Raw genomic sequence first — 19,884 nt, forward strand, 5'->3', positions numbered from 1 at the left:
GTGCCGACCGCCGAACTGCAGGACCGGCTGTTCGCCGAGGCTTTTCGGGTGCTGCGGCCCGGCGGCGTGTTCGCCGGCAGCGACAGCATCTCCTCGCTGCGCTTCCGGATGCTGCACGTTCACGACACGTGCAACCCGATCCCGCCGAAGACACTTCCGGATCGCTTGCGGGCGAATGGATTCGGTGGCGTCCGCGTGGACGTTCGAGGTGGCCGGCTGCGCTGGCGCGCCCGCAAGGGCTAGCTGCGAAGCACGACCCACCGCGCGCCTCACGCAAGCAGGCCTCCGAGCAGGTCGTAACCGGTCGTCACGAGGGCCTCGCCGACCGGGGCGAGACCACCGATCCCGAGGATGAACGGGATCAGCGCCGTGTCAGCCGCGATCGGGTCGCCGATGGCGGCCACAAGGTTGCCGGCCGCAAGGTTGGTCAGGAACAAGCTGTCATCGTAGTTGGGCAGGGAGGTGAACGCGGCCAGAGCGGTGTCCACCACCGGAAGCGTGACGGAAACGTCCGTGGAAACCACGCCGGCGAGAATGTTGCCGACTTCCGTGGGCGAGGAGGTCAGCGTGATCGGGGTGGTGGGGACGTCCGCGTTGAAGTACGTGGCCCCCGCGCCCAGCAACTGAGCCAACGTCGGGTGTTCGCTGGGAATGAGGCCGAACGTGTACACACCGTCGTAAAACCCTTGCAACGACGAGTAATTCGTCAACTGTCCGGTCTGTATATCGGAGACGGCCTTGGCGACTCCCTGCGGTACCCCTTGGGCCAGCGCGGACAAGACGTCGGCCGGGCTGACGTTGGTCGGGTAGAGCCCGAACGGTGTCGGCACGTTGGGCGCGCCGGGCGAGTAACCCTGGGTCGTGCTGCCATAACCGAGATCGACCAGAACTTTGAGATCGGGTTGTATCAGGTCCGCCAGCGGATTGCCGAACGGGATCCACCGCAGCGGGTCCAGCAGCGGCAGGTTGTTGTTGGGGAGCATGTAGTAGGTGGTGTCGCCGTAGGTGCCCAGATCGGTGGCGCTGGAAATCTGTTGCGCAGTGAGGCTGCCGTACGTGGTGTGAATGAGAAGCATGCCTGCGTAGGCATTCAGGTCGGACAGCAAATCGATCGGATATTGCGGGAAATCGGCGAATCCGTCGTACTCGCTGGTGTACACCGTGGTCGGATACAGGTCGCTCGGGGTCGCGCCGGTGGACGTCAGGCCGAGGCTGGGAACGAACCCTCCGACAAAGCGTTCCAGAAAGCCCCCGTTGGGATTGTTCGGGTCGCCCACGAGGATGAAGGACACATCGCCGGACGGCACGTGATCTGCCGCGAGCTGCGACATCACCAGCGAGGACAAGGTCGAGCTTTGCGAGTAGCCGAACACGTCGACGTGGTTGCCGACGGAAATCTGGTGCAAGATCGCCGAGTACAGCGTGGCCACGCCCTGTGTCAACGACGTGTCGAAGCGCAGGCTGTTGACGCCGGTGATGGGATAGAGCCCCTCGGGCGTCGTCAACGACACCGGGGTGGCACCCGCATCGAGCAGCTGGACATACAAGTCGTTCACGGCCCGCAGGTAGGTGCCGGGCGGTACGGGGATGCCGCTGGGCCCCATGATGAGCGCCACCGCGCCGGCGGGGTTCGCAGGTGCCGCGGACAGAGCGACGGCGTTGCCGGCGCTTTGCAGGGTCGCGGCAACGGCGGCCTCGGCGCCCGCGTAGGCATCGGCCGCCGCGGTCAGAGTCTGCACGAACTCCCCGTGCAACGCCGCTGCCCCCGCACTGAGCGCCTGGTGGACCTGCCCGACGCGGGAGAACAGTGCCGCGACGGCCCGCGACACCTCATCGGCGCCGGCGGGCGCCACCGCGGCCGTCGGAGCCGCCGCGGCCGCAGTCGCCTCGGTGAGCGCAGTACCCACCCGCTCCAGATTCGCCGCCGCCACCGCCATCAGATCCGGGCCCGCAACCAGATACGACATCGCCTCTCCTCTCACACAGTGTCCGCACAACGTCAATTGCGGCTCAGACTCACCAGGACGCCGTCGCCGATCGCGACGGCGTCCGGTCCGGGCGCGCCGAATTCGAAACTGGTGGCCAGGATTTCGCCGGCGATCAGGTCGCGATGCGTCGTTGCCCAATCGAGGCGCTGCGCGGGCACCGACATCACCACGGCGATGCGGTCGGAAACGTCCAGGCCGGTCGACTTGCGCAACTCCTGCAACTCGCGGATGCGGTCCTTGGCCCAGCCCTCGGCCTCCAGCTCGGGGGTCACCGTGCCGTCCAGCACCACCAGACCGGCCCCGTCGGGCAGCGCCGCGGTGAAGTCCGGGTCGGCGGCCACCAACCGTGAGCTGTACTCCCCCGGTTGCAGCAGCGCCGGCCCGGCGGTCAGGGTGCCGTCCGGGTTGACGACGCCGTCACCGGCCTTGACCGCCTTGATCGCGGCCTGCACGTCCTTGCCCAGCCGCGGCCCGGCCGCCCGGGCGTTCACGGTCAGCTCGAAACGGCCGTAGGTGTCGATGGCATCGGTCAGCTCGACCGCCTTGACGTTGAGCTCGTCGGCGATCAGCCCGGCAAAAGGTTCAAGCCGTTGCGGGTTCTCTACTGCCACAGTTAGTTTCGACAGCGGCAGCCGGACCCGAAGTTTCTTGGCCTTGCGCAGCGAGGACGCCGCCGAGCACACGTCACGGACCGCGTCCATCGCGGCCACCAAGTCCGCATCGGCGGGCACGACGCCCGCGTCCGGCCAGTCCGTCAGGTGCACCGACCGCCCGCCGGTCAGACCGCGCCAGATGATCTCGGTGACCGACGGCAGCAGCGGAGCCGACAGCCTCGAGGTCACCTCCAGCACGGTGTGCAGGGTGTCGACGGCGTCGGGGTCCTCCGCCCAGAACCGCGAACGTGACCGTCGCACATACCAGTTCGTCAACGCTTCGGTGAATTGGCGCAGATGCTCGCAGGCCCGCGAAATGTCGCAGGACTCCATCTCCGCGGTGAGATCCTCGCGCAGGACCGCAAGCTTGGCCAGGATGTAGCGGTCCAGCACGTGCGCCGAGTCGGTGCGCCAGGTACCCACTTTGGGCGCGTAGAGCGCCAGGAAGCTGTAGGCGTTCCACAGCGGCAACAGCACCTGCCGGACGCCCTCGCGGATGCCCTGCTCGGTGACGATCAGGTTGCCGCCGCGCAGAATGGGCGAGGCCATCAGGAACCAGCGCATGGCGTCGGAGCCGTCGCGGTCGAACACCTCGGTGACGTCGGGGTAGTTGCGCAGCGACTTGCTCATCTTCTGACCGTCGGACCCCAGCACGATGCCGTGCGCCACACAGGTTTTGAACGCCGGGCGGTCGAACAGCGCGGTGGCCAGCACATGCAGCGTGTAGAACCAGCCCCGCGTCTGCCCGATGTACTCGACGATGAAGTCACCCGGGTAGTGCGTCTGGAACCACTCCGCGTTCTCGAACGGGTAGTGCAGCTGCGCGTAGGGCATCGACCCCGAGTCGAACCACACGTCGAGCACGTCGGAAATGCGCCGCATGGTGCTCTGACCGGTCGGGTCGTCGGGGTTGGGCCGGGTGAGCTCGTCGATGCAGGGCCGGTGCAGGTTGTCCGGGCGCACCCCGAAGTCGCGCTCCAGCTCGTCGAGGCTGCCGTAGACGTCGATGCGGGGATAGGCTGGGTCGTCGGATTTCCACACTGGGATCGGCGTGCCCCAGTAGCGGTTTCGCGAGATCGACCAGTCGCGGGCACCTTGGAGCCACTTGCCGAACTGGCCGTCCTTGACGTGTTCGGGGTACCAGGTGATCTGCTGGTTGAGCTCCACCATGCGGTCCCGGAACTCGGTGACCGAGACGAACCAGGACGACACCGCCCGATAGATCAGCGGGTTGCGGCACCGCCAGCAGTGCGGGTAGGGGTGCTCGTAGGTTTCGTGGCGCAGCAGCACCGGGCCGTTGGCCGCGGCCGGGCCGGTGCCGTTCTTCAGGTCCCGGATGATCTGCGCGTTGGCGTCGAAGACGTGCTGCCCCTGGTAGTCCGGGACCGCTGCGTCGAAGCGGCCCTTGGAGTCGACCGGGGTGACCGGCACGATGCCGGCTGCCTCGCAAACCGCCATGTCGTCCTCGCCGTAGGCCGGCGCCATGTGCACGATGCCGGTGCCGTCCTCGGTGGTCACGAACTCGCCCGGGAGCACCTGAAATGCATTGGCTCGCCCCGGTTCTGGGTCCATGAAATACGGGAACGGCGGCAGGTAGCGCACGCCGAGCAGGTCCGCGCCCCGGCAGGTGCCCAGGATCTCGGGCTCCTCGCCCACTTCGCGGCCCACTTCGCGGCCCAATTCGCGCGCGTAGGCGCCCAGTCGCGCCTCGGCCAGCACGTAACGCCGATCGTCGGCCCTGACGACCACGTAGGTCACGTCCGGGTTGACCGCGACCGCCAGGTTCGACGGCAGGGTCCACGGCGTGGTCGTCCACACCAGCAGGTAGGCCCCGTCGAGGTCGCCGCCGGCCACCGGGAAGCCCACCGTGACGGCGGGGTCCTGGCGGCTTTGGTAGACGTCGTCGTCCATCCGCAATTCGTGGTTGGACAACGGGGTCTCGTCGCGCCAGCAGTACGGCAGCACCCGGTAGCCCTCGTAGGCCAGACCCTTGTCCCACAGCTGCTTGAACGCCCAGATCACCGACTCCATGTAGGGCAGGTCGAGCGTCTTGTAGTCGTTGCCGAAATCCACCCAGCGGCCCTGCCGGGTGACGTAGGCCTGCCATTCGTCGGTGTAGCGCAGCACCGACTCCCGGCAGGCCTCGTTGAACGCGGCGATGCCCATCGCGTCGATCTGCGATTTGTCGGTGATGCCGAGCTGGCGCTCGACTTCCAGTTCGGCGGGCAGCCCGTGGGTGTCCCAGCCGAAGCGGCGTTCGACCTTGTAGCCGCGCATGGTGCGATACCGCGGGACGATGTCTTTGACGTATCCGGTGAGCAGGTGCCCGTAGTGCGGCAGCCCGTTGGCGAACGGCGGCCCGTCGTAGAAGACGTATTCCGGGGCGCCGTCGCGGCGGGCGATGCTGGCGCGGAAGGTGTCGTCGCGGTCCCAGAAGTCGAGAACCTCGAGTTCGAGCGCCGGAAAGTCGGGCGCCCCGACGGCCAGTTTGGGATAAGCCTTGTCGGTCACGTCGCGCGTCGTCTCCTGTGCCACATGCTGTCACAGGGACGACGACGCGCTGGGTGCGCGAGCGCCGCGGTACCACCCCGCTTGCCGCACTTTCGCGTGGCCGCTCATTGAAAGGCTGTGACGGGCCTACCCGTTCGGTTCTACTGGGCCGGGATGGCCGTTCTTCCGAAGACTCCCCGGTGATGGCCGGATCGGTGCCGTTGCGACGATTCTACTCATGCACCGCGCATGCGGGTGCGACCCGAGGGGCTCAGGCCCGGACTTCGAGCACGCCGACGCGCCACAGCGCCGCGTACAGGTGCCGCAGCGGGACGCTCAGCAGGCGGGCCGCACCGTCGACCAGGGGGTCCCCGCCGAACGGCCGGCTGTCGGGCCGGCGCGCCGGCTTCGCACGCTCGGACGCCACGACCGCATCGGTGTCGCGCACCACTGTCAACGCGCGGACAGGCGCAGGGCGCGCCACTTCGTCGTAGAGGACTGCGGTCATCATCGCCTCCTGGAGGACTTCCACAACGGGAGTTAACTGGACTGACGCGTCCCATCCCGAAGTGGTTCCGACCCCAGAAAGCCTGTCGGGCAAGCCGATCGGCGCTGCGAGAACCTCAGCCGAGGAAGTCGTGCCGGAGAACGGATCGGGACGAGACGAAGTTCGGACTTCGACCCGGACTATCGCTGGAACTCATGCGTCCCTCACCTCCTCAACGCTCACGACTCGCACGGACCACCCGCACGAACAGCGTGCACGCATGGAGTGCAGAAACCGACGAACGTCGGAGACCAGCACCCCTCTCGTCAGAGTTTTGACACCACACGACGTGTCCGGTTCCCCGGAAGCCACCTGGGCTCAACCCTTAAGCCGGGAGGAGCTGTCCTGACCCGGGGCGTCTTTCGACGTTCGGGGTCAGTGGCCTGTATTCGTGTAGCCGCCTCACCTAACGAGGTGCATACATTTCCGATGATGCACGACGGGTAGGACACGGTCAAATTCCCGGCGCCGGGCCTGTCGGTCCACGCGGACGCAACCCGTCGAACACCAGCGCCACGACGAAGTCGGCAACCTGGGCAGCGGTGACGCCGTCGTCGGTGCTCAGCCGCCGCTGCGCGAGCTGGCCCACCAGCGCGGCCAGCGTGTAGGCCACCATCCGGGGCGGGGCGGCAACCACCTCGCCGCTCCCCTGCGCCGCGACAACGACGCCTTCGATGCCGTCGACGAACCGCTCGTAGATGCCGCCCAGGTGTTTCTCGAATCTCTCGCCGAGCGCGTAGGGGTCACGCAACAACAGCTTGACGGTGGTCTTGTCGACCTCGAAGAACTCCAACGTCGCCTGCGCGGCGGTGTGCAGTGTTGCCCGCAGCGGCGCCTGATGTCCGCCGTTTCGGGCTTCGGCCGCGGCCAGTGCGGCGCCGACGTGCCCGCGCAGCGCACTCTCCTCGGCCGCCATCAGTGCATGGAACAGCTCATCTTTGGAGTCGAAGTACCAATAGACCGAGCCGTAGGCCAGGTTCGCCCGCTTGGCGATGTCGGCGATCGTGGTCGCGTGAAATCCTTTGTGCGCGAACACTTCCTTGGCTGCCGCCACAATCTGGTCACGCCGCTGGGATTTGTCCTCGTCGGTGACCGCGCGGCGACGGCGGACGCCGCTGCTCACTCCTCGACCAGGCTCTCGAGGCGCCCGACGGTGTCGATGAACTCCTCGACCATGTCGAGGACGACCGCACGCGTCGGCCGGACCCGATCGAGCGATCCGACGACCTGGCCGACGAAGTACGTGGCCAGCTCGCGGGCCTTGGCGTCGGGATGGATAGCGGCCTTGTTGATGCGTATCTGCGGCTCGGTGATCAAGGCGCTCTGCAGCGGCATGCCGAGCGGGGCCGGGCTGTCCGGGCGTTCCCATTCGTCCGTCCAGGCGGTGCGCAGCATCCGTGCCGGCTTCCCGGTCAGCGACCGCGACCGCACCGTGTCCGAGGAGCCGGCCGCCAGGAACTTCTCCTTGACCGCGGGAACCGTCTCGGCCTCCTCGGTGGTCAGCCACACCGACCCGCACCAGACGCCCTCGGCCCCGAGGGCCAGGGCCGCGGCGACCTGGCGACCCCGGGCGATGCCCCCGGCCGCCAGCACCGGAACCGGCGCGACGGCGTCCACCACTTCGGGCACCAGCACCATCGTCGCCACCTCACCGGTGTGACCGCCCGCCTCGGTACCCTGCGCGACGACCAGGTCCACCCCCGCCGCGACATGCCGCCGCGCGTGGACGGTGGTCCCGGCCAGCGCGGCGACCAGCACGTTGTTGTCGTGGGCGCGCTCGACGAGGTCGGACGGGGGCGGCCCGAGCGCGCTGGCGATCAGCCTGATGTCGTGGGCGAAGGCCACGTCGAGCAGCGGCTCGTAACCCTTGGGAGAGATGTTGAGCCCGCCCGAGGGCGTGCGCGTCTGTTCGTCGGACGCCGCGACGCCGTAGCGGGCGAGCAGGTCGTCGACGAAGGCACGGTGCTCCTCGGGCACGAGGTGCCGGACCTGTGCGGCATCGATCCCGCCCCGCTCGGAACCGACATACCTGGGCGGCAACAGCAGGTCCACACCGAACGGCTTGCCGCCCGTCTGTTCCTCGATCCAGGTCAGCTCGCTGCGCAGTCGCTGCGGACTGTGCGCGACGGCTCCGAGCACCCCGAATCCGCCCGCGTTGGTCACTGCGGCCACGACATCGCGGCAGTGACTGAAGGCGCAGATCGGGAACTCCACGCCGAGAAGTTCGGCGACCCTGGTTCGCATTCGCCGACGTTAAGATTTAGTGACTGATAAGTCAATCTGTCGTGCGCAGGGCCTCGGCGCGCATATCACCGCGACCGGGAAGCGCCCGGGATGCCGAGCGTCACGACGCGCTCGGCGCGGGTGCCCGACCGTCCGGGGGCCAGCTCGAAACGCCCTGCTCCAAGGGGACTTCGAGGCTGTGCAAGATCGACGCGATCATCCGCCACGCCCCGATCGCGGTCACGAGTTCGACCAGAACCCTTGTGTTGCCACCCAATTCGCACAGGCACGCCGCCCAGCTTTCCGCACTGACGGCACCGTCGCGCACCACGTCGTCGGTGGCCGCCAGCACCGCACGCTCCGCGGGCCCGAAGGCCCCGTGGCGCCGCCAGTCGCGCACCCCGACCAGGTCCTCGACAGGCACGCCGAGCCGGAAGGCGACACGCCAGTGCTGCGTCCACTCGTAGTCGCACGCGGTGAGCCAGCCGATCCGCATGATCGCCAGCTCGCGCAGCCGCGGATCGAGGTCGCCATGCCAGAGCATCGTGGCGAGCAGGTCGTTGATCGCGCGCGCCAGGGGCGGATGGTTGAGCAGCACCTGGAAGATGCTCAACTCCGCCATGTAGTCGGGCACGGCCGCTTCGTCCGCGGCGGCCTTGGCTTCGTCGAGCGGCAGTCTGGGCACCCGGGCTGTCGTCATGGCGTACACACTCCGTCGTGCTGGCCGTGTTCGGTTGAACTCACCGGCCATGGTATCGAGCAGGCCGACGCCGGGCGCAGCGACGGAATTCACCCCGCCGTGCAGGAAAACCGTGTCACCCCGTAACATTGCCGGGCATCCGGGTGGGACAACGTTGACGCGTTCAGTTCGCCACGTCTGGCCCGGCACCCGCCCAGTGGACAGTTGGGCGAATAATTAAACATCTGCATAGTAACGCTCGGTAACGACGGCGCGACAAGCATTGATGTGTAATGCGTCACTTGTGCATATCAATTCGTCGAATTGCCCGCGCCGATTCTTCGAAACGCCTATCATCGCGCGGTCGGGTCCCACTGGCGCAGCTGCTCGAGGCGCCGAACCGAAGCTCGCCCGGGACTCGACGGGCCCCGGACACGGGACGCCACGGCACCCCGATCACGACTCGGCCGAGCATCGCCGATTCGGTAGTCCCCTATTACATCGACGTGCGCTCCCCGAGGAGTGCGACCACCCAGAGACGGAGGGCCGTACCGCTGTCACACTCAGCCGCCGCACCGCTGCCTGAACCCCCGAATGCCGGACGACGTTGGCGCACACCGTCTCTAGCAGCGGTTTCGCAACAACCAGGATGGATGTCGGGGTCGAGATCTCCTCATGACCGATAAGTCAGTCACGCCCGTCGGTCAGCTTGAGATGTACCTAAGGTTTGTAAAATTTTTGTACGTTCGAACGATTTTTCCCGTGCAGGTGAATCGGAACCGCTAGGCTTCAGGTCGCGCCAAGGTCTTACGCACGGCTTCCCCCGTGGGGGTCGACGGGTTGTTTGTGCGGCACTGTGATGTTCAGAGCCGGTACCGATAATCCAACGATATTTCCCAAAGCGCTGATAACAGCGTTCGGCAGTGATAAGAACTGCGGATAGGCAAGGAGAGGTGAAGGACAGTGGATAGGGCAGGCGTTACTCCGGTAGCTGTGATTGGCATGGGATGCCGGCTGCCGGGGGGCATCAACTCCCCTGACCTCTTCTGGGAAGCATTGTTGCGCGGCGACGACATGGTCGTGGAGATTCCAGCCGACCGTTGGGACGTCGACTACTACTACGACCCGGAACCGGGTGTGCCCGGACGTTCGGTGTGCAAGTGGGGCGCGTTCCTCGACGAGGTCGGCGATTTCGATCCCGAGTTCTTCGGCATCTCCGAAAAAGAAGCGACCGCGATGGATCCGCAGCACCGACTGCTGATGGAGACCGCGTGGGAGGCCATGGAGCACGCCGGCCTCACCAAGGCCACGATCGCCGAGGCCACCGGCGTCTTCGTCGGAGTGAACTACGCCGACTACCTATTCGTGCACGCCGCCACCGACGCCTTCGACGGACCGTACGGAAACCCGGGCACCATCTCCTGCATGGCCTCCGGGCGGATCGCCTACGCGCTGGGCCTGAGCGGGCCGGCGACGACCATCGACACCGCCTGTTCGTCGGGTCTGTTCGCCATACACCAGGCCTGCCGCAGCCTCGCCGACGGCGAGAGCGAGATGGCCTTCGCGGGCGGCGTCAACGTGATGCTGGAACCACGCAGGTCGGCTTCCGCCTCGGCCGGGGGCATGCTGTCGGGGACCGGACACTGCCACGCGTTCGACACCAAGGCGGACGGCTTCGTCACCGGCGAGGGTTGCGTGGTACTGCTGCTCAAGCGCCTGGCCGACGCGCAGCGCGACGGCGACCGGGTGCTGGCCGTGATCCGTGGCACGGCCGCCAACCAGGACGGCCACACCACGAACATCACGATGCCGTCGGGCGACGCCCAGGCCGCGGTGTACCGCGCGGCTTTGGCGGCGTCCGGCGTGGACCCCAAGACGGTCGGCCTGGTGGAGGCCCACGGCACCGGCACACCGGTCGGCGACCCGATCGAGTACGCGAGCCTCGCCGAGGTGTACGGCGTGGACCGCCCGTGCGTCCTGGGCGCCTCGAAAACCAACTTCGGGCACACGCAGGCCGCGGCCGGCGCGCTGGGGCTGATGAAGGCCGTGCTCGCCGTCCAGCACGGCATCGTGCCGAAGAACCTGCACTTCGAGGCCCTGCCCGAGGAGATTGCCCAGATCCGAACCGGGCTGTTCGTGCCGCAGGAGACCACACCGTGGCCGGCGAACGACGTCAATCCGCGCCGCGCCGCGGTGTCGGCGTACGGCCTGTCGGGCACGAACGTGCACGCCATCGTGGAACAGGCCCCCGGGACCGTGTTGCGCAACGGGGCGACGATCGCCACCGGGCGCGAGGGCGCTCTGCTCTTCCCGCTGTCGGCGTCGTCGGCCGAGGCGCTGCGGGACACCGCCGGGCGGCTCGCGGACTGGATCGACGCGCACGCGTCGGAGCTGACCATGGCGGATGTGGCCTACACCCTGTCCCATCGGCGTGGGCACCGCCCCGTGCGGACGGCCGTGCTGGCCGACACCACTTCGGAACTGGTCGAGGCGCTGCGTGAGGTCGCCGCGGGCGACACTCTCTACCAGGAGGCCGCCGGCAAGGACGACAAGGGCCCCGTCTGGGTGTTCTCCGGTCAGGGATCACAGTGGGCGGCGATGGGCACCGACCTGCTGGCCCACGAGCCCGTCTTCGCCGCAACCATCGCCGAGCTGGAGCCTCTGATCGCCGCCGAGTCCGGATTCTCGGTGACCGAGGCGCTGACGGCATCCGAGAAGGTGAGCGGCATCGACCGGGTGCAGCCGACGCTGTTCGCCGTGCAGGTCGCGCTGGCGGCGACGATGAAGTCCTACGGGGTGGCGCCCGGCGCGGTCATCGGCCACTCGATGGGCGAGGCCGCGGCGGCGGTGGTGGCCGGGGCGCTGTCCCTGCAGGACGGCGTGCGGGTCATCTGCCGACGTTCCACGCTGATGACCACGATCGCCGGTAACGGTGCGATGGCGTCGGTGGAACTGCCCGCCCAGCAGGTTCTCTCAGAGCTGATGGCCCGCGGCGTCGACGACGCCGTGGTGGCCGTGGTGGCCTCGCCGCAGTCCACCGTGATCGGCGGAGCGACCGGCACGGTGCGCGAGCTGGTCGCGGCCTGGGAGCAGCGCGAGGTGATGGCCCGCGAGGTGGCCGTCGACGTGGCGTCACATTCGCCGCAGGTGGACCCGATCCTCGACGAGCTCTACGACGTCCTCGCCGACATCGAGCCGTTGACCCCCGAGGTCCCCTACTACTCGGCGACCTCGTTCGACCCCCGCGAGGAACCGTACTGCGACGCCAACTACTGGGTCGACAACCTGCGCCACACGGTGCGCTTCTCCGCGGCGGTGCAGGCGGCGATGGAAGACGGCCACCGCGTGTTCGGCGAACTCGCACCTCACCCGCTGCTGACCCACGCCGTCGACCAGACCGCCAAGAGCCTGGACATGACGGTGGCCGCGCTGGCTGCCATGCGGCGCGAGCAGCCGCTGTCCCACGGCATGCGCGGCTTCGTGGGCGACGTCTACTCCACCGGCGCCAGCGTCGACTTCTCGGTGCTGCACCCCAGCGGGCACCTGGTGGACGCGCCGCTGCCGTCCTGGACGCACCGGACACTGCTGCTGAGCCGCGACGGCCACAGCTCGCGCGCCCTGCGTTCCAGCGTCGCGGTACACCCGCTGATGGGTCAGCACGTACGGCTGCCCGAGGAGCCCGAGCGCCACGTGTGGCAGGCCGAGATCGGCACCGCGGCACTGCCCTGGCTGGCCGATCACCAGGTCCACGGAACGGCCACCCTGCCGGGCGCGGCCTACTGCGAGATGGCACTGGCCGCGGCACGCACCGTGTTCGGTGAGACGGCGGGAGTCCGCGACGTCCGCTTCGAGCAGATGCTGCTGCTGGACGAGGACACCCAGGTCAGCCTCACCGCAACCGCGGAGGCGCCCGGCTTGCTCACGTTCTCGGTGGAGACCACCGAGGAGGGCATGCAGGTGCGGCGCGCCGGCGCGGTGCTCTACGACGTGATCGACGAGGAGGAGCAGCCGCCGGCCCAGAACATGGACGCCCTGCTCGCGGCACACCCGAGCCGCCTGGAAGGCGCCGACCTGCGCGACGCCATGGACCTGTGCGGCATTCAGTACGGTCCGGCATTCACCGGCCTGGCCGCCGCGCACACCGCCGAGGGCACCGGCACGACGGTGCTGGCCGAGATCGGGCTGCCCAGCGTGATCCGGACGCAGCAATCCAGCTACGGCGTGCACCCCGCGCTGCTCGACGCATGCTTCCAGTCGGTGGCCGCCCACCCCAGCGTCGCCAACGCCAGCTACGGCGGCCTGCTGCTGCCGCTGGGCGTGCGCCAGCTGCGCGCCTACGGCTCGGTCCACACGGCCCGCTACTGCTATTCGCGGGTGACCGCGGCGACCGGCGGCGCCGTCGAGGCGGACCTCGACCTCCTGGACAAGCACGGTGCCGTCCTGCTGACGGTGCGGGGGCTGCAGATGGGCACCGGCTCCGCGCCGGGCAGCGAACGCGCCCGCGTGATGAGCGAGCGGCTGCTGACCGTGGAATGGCAACAGCGGTCGCTGCCCGACGTGGCCACCACCGAGCCCGGAGCGTGGCTGCTGATCAGCACCTCTGACGCCGCAGACCTGCTGGTGGCGGCGTTCACCGACGCGATGAAGCTGCACGACACGGAGTGCGCCACGATGTCGTGGCCGCAGGACGCCGAGCACGCGGCAGCCGCCGAACGGCTCCGCAGCCAGCTCGGCAACGGCGGGTTCTGCGGCGTCGTCCTGCTGACCGCGCCGCAGAACGGCGCCTCCGCAGGCGAGGGTGCCGAAAGCGCCGGCATGGCTGTCGCCGCTGGAGAGTACGTCCGCCACCTGGTGCGCATCATCCGCGAGCTGCCCGAGATCGAGGGTGAGGCGCCACGGCTGTACGTCGTGACCCGCAACGCGCAGACGGTGCTGTCCGACGACCGCCCCAACCTCGAGCAGGGCGGCCTGCGCGGCCTGCTGCGCGTCGTCGGGGCCGAGCACCCGCACCTGCACACCACCCACATCGACGTCGACGAGAACACCGACGCCGAGCAGGTGGTCCGCCAGTTGCTGCTGGTCGGCCCGGACGAGGACGAGACCGCATGGCGCAACGACGAGTGGTACACGGCGCGCCTGTGCCCGTCGCCGCTGCGGCCCGAGGAACGCCAGACCACCATCGCCGTCCACGAGAGCGACGGCATGCGCATGCAGATCCGCATGCCGGGCGACCTGCAGAGCATGGAGTTCGCCGCCTTCGACCGGGTCCCACCGGGTTCCGGGCAGATCGAGGTGGCGGTCACCGCGTCGAGCATCAACTTCGCCGACGTGCTGCTCGCCTTCGGCCGTTACCAGAGCCTGGACGGGATCCTGCCTCAGCTGGGCACCGACTTCGCCGGCGTGGTGACCGCGGTCGGACCCGACGTGACCAACCACAAGGTCGGCGACCACGTCGGCGGCATGTCGCCGCACGGCTGCTGGGCGACGTTCGTCACCTGTGACGCACACCTGGCCACCACCCTGCCCGAGGGCATGACGGATGCGCAGGCGGCCGCGGTGACCACCGCGCACGCCACCGCCTGGTACGGCCTGACCGACCTGGCCCGCATCAAGGCCGGCGACAAGGTGCTGATCCACTCCGGAACCGGCGGTGTGGGCCAGGCGGCCATCGCGATCGCCCGCGCCGCGGGTGCAGAGATCTTCGCCACCGCCGGCAGCGAGCAGCGTCGGCAGTTGTTGCGCGACATGGGCATCGAGCATGTGTACGACTCGCGCAGCATCGAGTTCGCCGACCAGATCCGCGCGGACACCGGCGGCTACGGCGTAGACATCGTGCTGAACTCGGTGAGCGGTGCCGCACAGCTGGCCGGGCTCAAGCTGCTGGCGCTGGGCGGGCGGTTCGTCGAGATCGGCAAGCGTGACATCTACGGCGACACCAAGCTGGGCCTGTTCCCCTTCCGGCGCAACCTGTCGTTCTGGGGTGTCGACCTGGGCCTGATGTCGGTCAGCCACCCGCATCAGGTCAGTGAGCTGCTGAGCACGGTGTACCGGTTGACGGCCGAGGGCGTGCTGCCGATGCCGGAGAGCACGCACTACCCGCTCGCCGAGGCGGCCACCGCGATCCGGGTGATGAGCGCGGCCGAGCACACCGGCAAGCTCATCCTCGACATCCCGCGGGCCGGGCGCAGCAGCGTCGTGCTCCCGCCCGAGCAGGCACCGGTGTTCCGTCGTGACGGCTCCTACATCATCACCGGCGGCCTGGGAGGGCTGGGGCTGTTCCTGGCCGAGAAGATGGCCGCGGCGGGCGCGGGTCGGATCGTGCTGAGCTCGCGCTCGGAACCGACCCGGAAGGCGCATGAAACGATCGAACTCGTCCGAGCGATAGGTTCTGACGTGATCGTGGAATGCGGCGACATCGCCCACGCCGACACCGCGGAGCGGCTGGTGGCCACGGCGACGGCCACAGGTCTTCCGCTGCGTGGCGTGTTGCACGCGGCGGCGGTGGTGGAGGACGCCACGCTGATCAACATCACCGACGAGTTGCTCGACCGCGACTGGGCGCCCAAGGTGTACGGCGCGTGGAACCTGCACCAGGCCACCGCCGGCCGGCCCCAGACAGCGGAGCTGGACTGGTTCTGCCTGTTCTCCTCGGCGGCGGCCCTGCTGGGTTCGCCGGGTCAGGGCGCCTACGCCGCGGCCAACAGCTGGCTGGACGCCTTCGCCGGGTGGCGGCGCTCCCAGGGCCTGCCGGCCACCGCGATCGCGTGGGGCGCCTGGGCCGAGATCGGCCGCGGCGCCGACTTCGCCGAGGGCAGCGGCGCGGCGATCACACCGGACGAGGGCGCCTACGCGTTCGAGTCGCTGCTGCGCCACGACCGGGCGTACACGGGCTACACCCCGCTCGTCGGGACCCCGTGGATCGCGTCCTTCGCCGAACGCAGTAAGTTCCTCGAGCTGTTCAAGACGGCCGGTGAGCAGCGTTCGGGTTCGAGCAAACTGCGCGCCGAGTTGGCCGAGTTGCCGCTCGAGGAGTGGCCGACCCGGCTGCGGCGCCTGCTGTCCGAGCAGATCGGGATGATCCTGCGTCGCAACATCGACGTGGATCATCCGCTGTCGGAATACGGCCTCGACTCCCTGGGCAACCTGGAGTTGCGGACGCATATCGAATCGCAAACGGGGGTAAGGATCACATCTGCCGACATCACCACGGTGCGTGGTTTGGCGGATCATCTCTTCGACAAACTGGCGCCCAAAGAGGACGCCCCAGCGTGATCAACATCCGGACGGCAATGTGGCCTGTTTTTCAGGAGCGGGAACAGAGGAGGGACACGTGTTCATAGGTGGAGGCACCGAGCACGACAGCCTACGGGTGGGGAACGCCTACGACTGGGACCTGAACGGGGGATCGGTCGTGACGTGGCAGCCGACTCCCGGGTCACTGGCGAAGGCACAGCAGGCACCGGTCAGTCCGGTGCCGCCGAGTTCGATGCAGGTGGGCCACCTGCGCGGCTACGTGGAGTTCAAGGAGAAGGGGCTCGACTACTCGCGGGCGATCATGGGCTCCTGGGACGTTCCCGGCCGCTGCGACATCCGCGCCATGACCTACGTGATCAACGCGCACCTTCGTCGGCACGCGACGTACCACAGCTGGTTCGAGTACAACGGCCCCAAGGACATCGTCCGGCACACCATCGAAAACCCGCGCGACATCAACTTCGTCGCCAAGAAGTACGGTGAGCTGACCCAGTCCGAGTGGGATGACCACGTCATGGCCACACCGGACCCGCTGCAGTGGGACTGCTTCCGCTTCGGCATCATCCAGTACGACGAACACTTCGCGCTGTACGCGGTGGTCGACCACCTGCACTGCGACCCGATGCTCATCGCCGGGCTCTACGTCGAGATTTTGATGAACTACACCGCGATCCTGGAGGGCAAGGCGCCGGTCACCCTGCCGCCGGCGGCCAGTTACGACGAATTCTGCCTGCGTGAGCACAAGACGGTGTCGTCGATGACGCTGGAATCCCCCGAGGTGCGCACATGGATCGAGTTCGCCGAGGCCAACGGCGGGACCCTGCCCGACTTCCCGCTGCCCCTGGGTGACCAGTCGATCCCGTGCGGCGGGGACGTGCACGCGGTGCAGTTGCTGGGCCCGGAGCAGACCGCGCAGTTCGAGGCTCTGTGCCAGCGGGCCGGTGCCCGGTTCAGCGGCGGCCTGTTCGCGTGCGCCGCCCTGGCTCACCACGAATTGTCCGGCGAGGACACCTATTACGGGCTCACGCCGACCGACAAGCGCAAGAGCCCGGCGGATTTCATGACGGTGGGATGGTTCACCGGCGTGGTGCCGTTCACCGTTCCGATCAACCCCAACTCGTTCGAGGAGACCGCCCGCGCCGCGCAGGCGTCCTTCGACGCGAACATGGACTGCTCGAACGTGCCGTTCGACAAGGTGCTCGAACTCGCCCCGTGGCTGCACAAGCACGGGCCGCAATTCACCATGATGAGCTACATGGACGCGGGCCTGCCTCCCCTGTCCGCGATCGTGGCCACCGCCCTGGACGGGGTGAACGCGACCGCGTTCACCGACGGCCGCAGCCCGGCCTACATGTACTCGACGGTGTTCCGGCTGTTCGATGAGGTCTCCATCATGGTCTCCTTCCCGAACAATCCGGTCGCCCGCGAGTCGGTGATCCGCTACACGGACGCGCTGAAGTCGGCGTTCGACAAGGTCGTCGCGGGCAGCCTGTCCGAGATACCGGTGCGCGCCGCCAGGTGAGGCCCGCCAAGCCCCACAAGCCCACGCGTGCAAGGTAACCGATACCGGCGATGAAAGCTGTCCTGGCTGTCCATGGCACCCGTGGCGATGTCGAACCCTGCGCCGCGGTCGCTCTGGAGTTGCGGCGCCGGGGGCACGAAGTGCGGATGGCGGTGCCGCCCAACCTGATCGGGTTCGTCGAATCCGTCGGGCTGTCGGCCGTCGCCTACGGGCCAGACTCGCACACCCAGCTGGACGAGGACGTTTTCCGTCACTTCTGGCGGGTCCAGAACCCGGTCAACGTGTTGCGGCCGGGTGCGGAGTACCTGACCCGCGGCTGGGCGGAGATGAGCACGGCGCTGGTGTCGCTGACCGAGGGCGCCGACGTGATCGTGTCGGGCCAGACCTACCAGGGCGTCGTCGCGAATGTCGCCGAATACCAAGGCATTCCGATGGCCGCGATGCACCACTTCCCGCACCGGGTGAACGGCCACATCGTCCCGTATGTGCCCGGTCCGTTGATCCGTACGACGATGCGGGCGCTGTACGGGATGTACTGGTGGATGACCAAAGACGCCGAGGACACCCAGCGCCGCGCATTGGGCCTGCCCAAGACGTGGCGCTCCTCGGCCAGGAGGATGATCGACGACCAAGCGCTGGAGATCCAGGCCTACGACGCGGTCTACTTTCCTGGCCTCGCCGATGAATGGAACAGCCGGCGCCCCTTCGTGGGCCAGCTGACGCTCGAGCAGCCCACGGCGTGCGACGACGAGGTCGCGTCGTGGATCGCGGCGGGCACACCGCCGATCTACTTCGGCTTCGGCAGCATGCGCGTCGAATCCCCCGCCGCCACGGTCGCGATGATCGGCGACGTCTGTGCGCAGTTGGGCGAGCGGGCGCTGATCTGCGCCGGGGTCACCGACTTCGGCGCCGCGGCGCACCGTGACAACGTCAAGGTGGTCCGTGAGGTGAATCATGCGACCGTGTTCGGATCCTGTCGCGCGGTCGTCCATCACGGCGGCGCGGGAACCACGGCCGCGGGTATGCGGGCCGGCGTGCCCACGCTGGTCCTGTGGATCGGCGCCGAACAGCCGGCCTGGGCGCTGCAGGTCACGACGCTCAAGGTCGGCAAGGCGCGGCGCCTCGCGGGAACCAGCAAAAAGACACTGCTCAAAGACCTGCGCGCGATCCTGGCTCCCGACTACGTCGCGCGCGCCGGCCAGATCGCCGGCCGCATGACACCGGCCAAGGTCAGCGTGAGCACCACCGCCGACCTGCTCGAGGACGAGGTCCGCCGGCACCATCTTGTCGTGGCGGGGTCCGGCGGAACGACGCGATAGCGGGCGGCACTGTCAGTGGAGGCCGATGCCCCCGGCCACCATGACCGAACCCAGCACTGCGGCGCTGACGATCAGGATCGGGCGACTGTGGGTGCGCATCCACCGGTGGGCCCGCAGCGTGATCGCCTCGGTGCGCGCCGGGGCCACCAGGTAGCTGACGAGCGGGATCTCGACCAGCACCAGGGTCACGGCGGTGAACGTGACGGCCGCGCCCAGTTGCGTGCCGAACGCGGCCCCGGAGGCCAGGATGGCCGTCAGCGCCGCCAGATATTGGACCGGGGGTGTCGCCTGACCGAGGCCGATCGCGAATGCCAGCCAGGGATTTCCACTTCCCAGGGCGTTTCGGGCGCGCACCGCAAGCCGGGAGAGCGCCGTCGGTGTGCTCGGGGGCGGAGTCGGAGCGGGCGGATGTCCCGCCGACACGGGCACCCGGACCGGCTTGCGGACGACCCCGATTGCCGCAATGGCCGCAACCGCCAACACGAGCACGCCGATGACGGCCTGGCTGTGCCCGCCGGTGAATGCGGCCGTCGCCGACCTCATGTGGTGAACGAAGCCCGGCAAACTGTCGCGCAGCAACAGCAATGCCGTCAGGCCCGCCACGACGCCCGTCGTCATGCCACCGAGCCAGAACGCGAACAGATTGAGCAATGGCCGCGGCCGCGAGATCAACAGGATGGCGATACCCATGCGCACCGGGTCAGGCGCTGTGACCAGCGCCATCCACAGCACTATGCCCCACACGTGCGGAAATTTTACGTGGTGATCGACCGCGGCACTGCGCTACCGGCGAATCGGTGGACGAACGACCGCGGATCAGCAAATATCACGCCATGATCACGATCATCGCGGCGAATCGCGATCACCTGACGTGAATCGATAGCGAATTGTAGTGTTGTCTGGGTGTCACGCCCCACTGGTTCTCATGAGGCGGCCAAACCCGGGGGGCTGTTCGACCGCCTCGGGGATTTCGTCATCCGGCGGCCTCTGGTGGTCATCGCCAGCTGGATCATCTTCGCCGGCGCCCTGGCACTGATCTTTCCCCCGCTTCCGGTGCAGGCCGCCAAGCAGGAGCAAAAGCCGCTACCGGATGACGCCCCGACGATGGTCGCCGGCAGGGAGATGCAAAAGGCCTTCCACGAAGCCGGCGGCGGCTCCCAAGCACTGATCATCTTGACCGACGAGAAGGGGCTGACCCCCGCCGACGAG

Annotated in this window: 11 protein-coding genes, 1 pseudogene and 1 riboswitch; of the genes and pseudogenes, 5 read left to right on the plus strand and 7 right to left on the minus strand. The window is 68.3% G+C overall.

Going from position 1 to position 19,884, the window contains the following annotated elements; translation table 11 throughout:
- Positions 1 to 243: pseudogene (locus AC2VOK_RS01700) on the plus strand (SAM-dependent methyltransferase); the annotation flags it as partial.
- A 26-nt stretch (positions 244 to 269) separates the two neighbouring features.
- Here the strand turns inward: AC2VOK_RS01700 and AC2VOK_RS01705 are convergent.
- The 6 genes from AC2VOK_RS01705 to AC2VOK_RS01730 all read right to left on the minus strand — a co-directional run bounded on the left by AC2VOK_RS01705 (position 270) and on the right by AC2VOK_RS01730 (position 8,601).
- Positions 270 to 1,967: a PE family protein gene (locus tag AC2VOK_RS01705; protein WP_428898935.1), complete on the minus strand. Its 1,698-nt coding sequence runs from the start codon at positions 1,965 to 1,967 to the stop codon at positions 270 to 272.
- Positions 1,968 to 1,999: 32 nt separating this feature from the next.
- Positions 2,000 to 5,152: an isoleucine--tRNA ligase gene (gene ileS, locus AC2VOK_RS01710; RefSeq protein WP_428898936.1), complete on the minus strand. Its 3,153-nt coding sequence runs from the start codon at positions 5,150 to 5,152 to the stop codon at positions 2,000 to 2,002.
- 250 nt (positions 5,153 to 5,402) lie between these two features.
- Entirely contained in the window at positions 5,403 to 5,639 is a 237-nt protein-coding gene (locus tag AC2VOK_RS01715) for an Rv1535 family protein (protein WP_428898945.1), read from the minus strand.
- 290 nt (positions 5,640 to 5,929) lie between these two features.
- Positions 5,930 to 6,099, minus strand: a riboswitch (M-box (ykoK) riboswitch).
- A gap of 33 nt (positions 6,100 to 6,132) precedes the next feature.
- Positions 6,133 to 6,801, minus strand: a complete 669-nt coding sequence (locus AC2VOK_RS01720) for a TetR/AcrR family transcriptional regulator (RefSeq protein ID WP_428898937.1) — start codon at positions 6,799 to 6,801, stop codon at positions 6,133 to 6,135.
- Entirely contained in the window at positions 6,798 to 7,922 is a 1,125-nt protein-coding gene (locus AC2VOK_RS01725) for an NAD(P)H-dependent flavin oxidoreductase (RefSeq protein WP_428898938.1), read from the minus strand. The genes AC2VOK_RS01720 and AC2VOK_RS01725 overlap by 4 nt, the downstream gene beginning before the upstream one ends.
- 100 nt (positions 7,923 to 8,022) lie before the next feature.
- Positions 8,023 to 8,601, minus strand: coding sequence for a carboxymuconolactone decarboxylase family protein (locus tag AC2VOK_RS01730; protein ID WP_428898939.1), 579 nt, complete (start codon positions 8,599 to 8,601; stop codon positions 8,023 to 8,025).
- A 942-nt stretch (positions 8,602 to 9,543) separates the two neighbouring features.
- Here AC2VOK_RS01730 and pks2 point away from each other — a divergent pair.
- Genes pks2 through AC2VOK_RS01745 form a run of 3 tightly spaced genes read left to right on the plus strand, consistent with a single transcriptional unit; the run spans position 9,544 to position 18,675 of the window.
- Positions 9,544 to 15,852 carry a sulfolipid-1 biosynthesis phthioceranic/hydroxyphthioceranic acid synthase gene (gene pks2 / locus AC2VOK_RS01735; protein WP_428898940.1) on the plus strand — a complete coding sequence of 2,103 codons (6,309 nt, stop codon included), beginning with the start codon at positions 9,544 to 9,546 and terminating at the stop codon, positions 15,850 to 15,852.
- A 58-nt stretch (positions 15,853 to 15,910) separates the two neighbouring features.
- The gene (locus AC2VOK_RS01740; RefSeq protein WP_428898941.1) at positions 15,911 to 17,356 is read left to right on the plus strand and encodes a condensation domain-containing protein; all 1,446 of its coding nucleotides are present in this window, start codon (positions 15,911 to 15,913) and stop codon (positions 17,354 to 17,356) included.
- Positions 17,357 to 17,406: 50 nt separating this feature from the next.
- The gene (locus tag AC2VOK_RS01745) at positions 17,407 to 18,675 is read left to right on the plus strand and encodes a glycosyltransferase (protein WP_428898942.1); all 1,269 of its coding nucleotides are present in this window, start codon (positions 17,407 to 17,409) and stop codon (positions 18,673 to 18,675) included.
- 12 nt (positions 18,676 to 18,687) lie between these two features.
- On the opposite strand, the gene AC2VOK_RS01750 is transcribed toward AC2VOK_RS01745, so the two are convergent.
- Positions 18,688 to 19,419 carry a GAP family protein gene (locus tag AC2VOK_RS01750; protein WP_428898943.1) on the minus strand — a complete coding sequence of 244 codons (732 nt, stop codon included), beginning with the start codon at positions 19,417 to 19,419 and terminating at the stop codon, positions 18,688 to 18,690.
- Between the two features lie 159 nt (positions 19,420 to 19,578).
- On the opposite strand from AC2VOK_RS01750, the gene AC2VOK_RS01755 reads away from it, so the two are divergent.
- The coding region (locus AC2VOK_RS01755; protein WP_428898944.1) for a hypothetical protein at positions 19,579 to 19,884 on the plus strand (306 nt) is incomplete at its 3' end.

It is taken from the genome of Mycobacterium sp. TH-M116 (assembly GCF_057473685.1).

Coding starts and splice junctions, on each gene's coding strand:
- AC2VOK_RS01715 (WP_428898945.1), bottom strand. CDS start 5,639: ATGACCGCAGTCCTCTACGACGAAGTGGCGCGCCCTGCGCCTGTCCGC.
- AC2VOK_RS01730 (WP_428898939.1), bottom strand. CDS start 8,601: ATGACGACAGCCCGGGTGCCCAGACTGCCGCTCGACGAAGCCAAGGCC.
- AC2VOK_RS01725 (WP_428898938.1), bottom strand. CDS start 7,922: ATGCGAACCAGGGTCGCCGAACTTCTCGGCGTGGAGTTCCCGATCTGC.
- AC2VOK_RS01745 (WP_428898942.1), top strand. CDS start 17,407: ATGAAAGCTGTCCTGGCTGTCCATGGCACCCGTGGCGATGTCGAACCC.
- AC2VOK_RS01705 (WP_428898935.1), bottom strand. CDS start 1,967: ATGTCGTATCTGGTTGCGGGCCCGGATCTGATGGCGGTGGCGGCGGCG.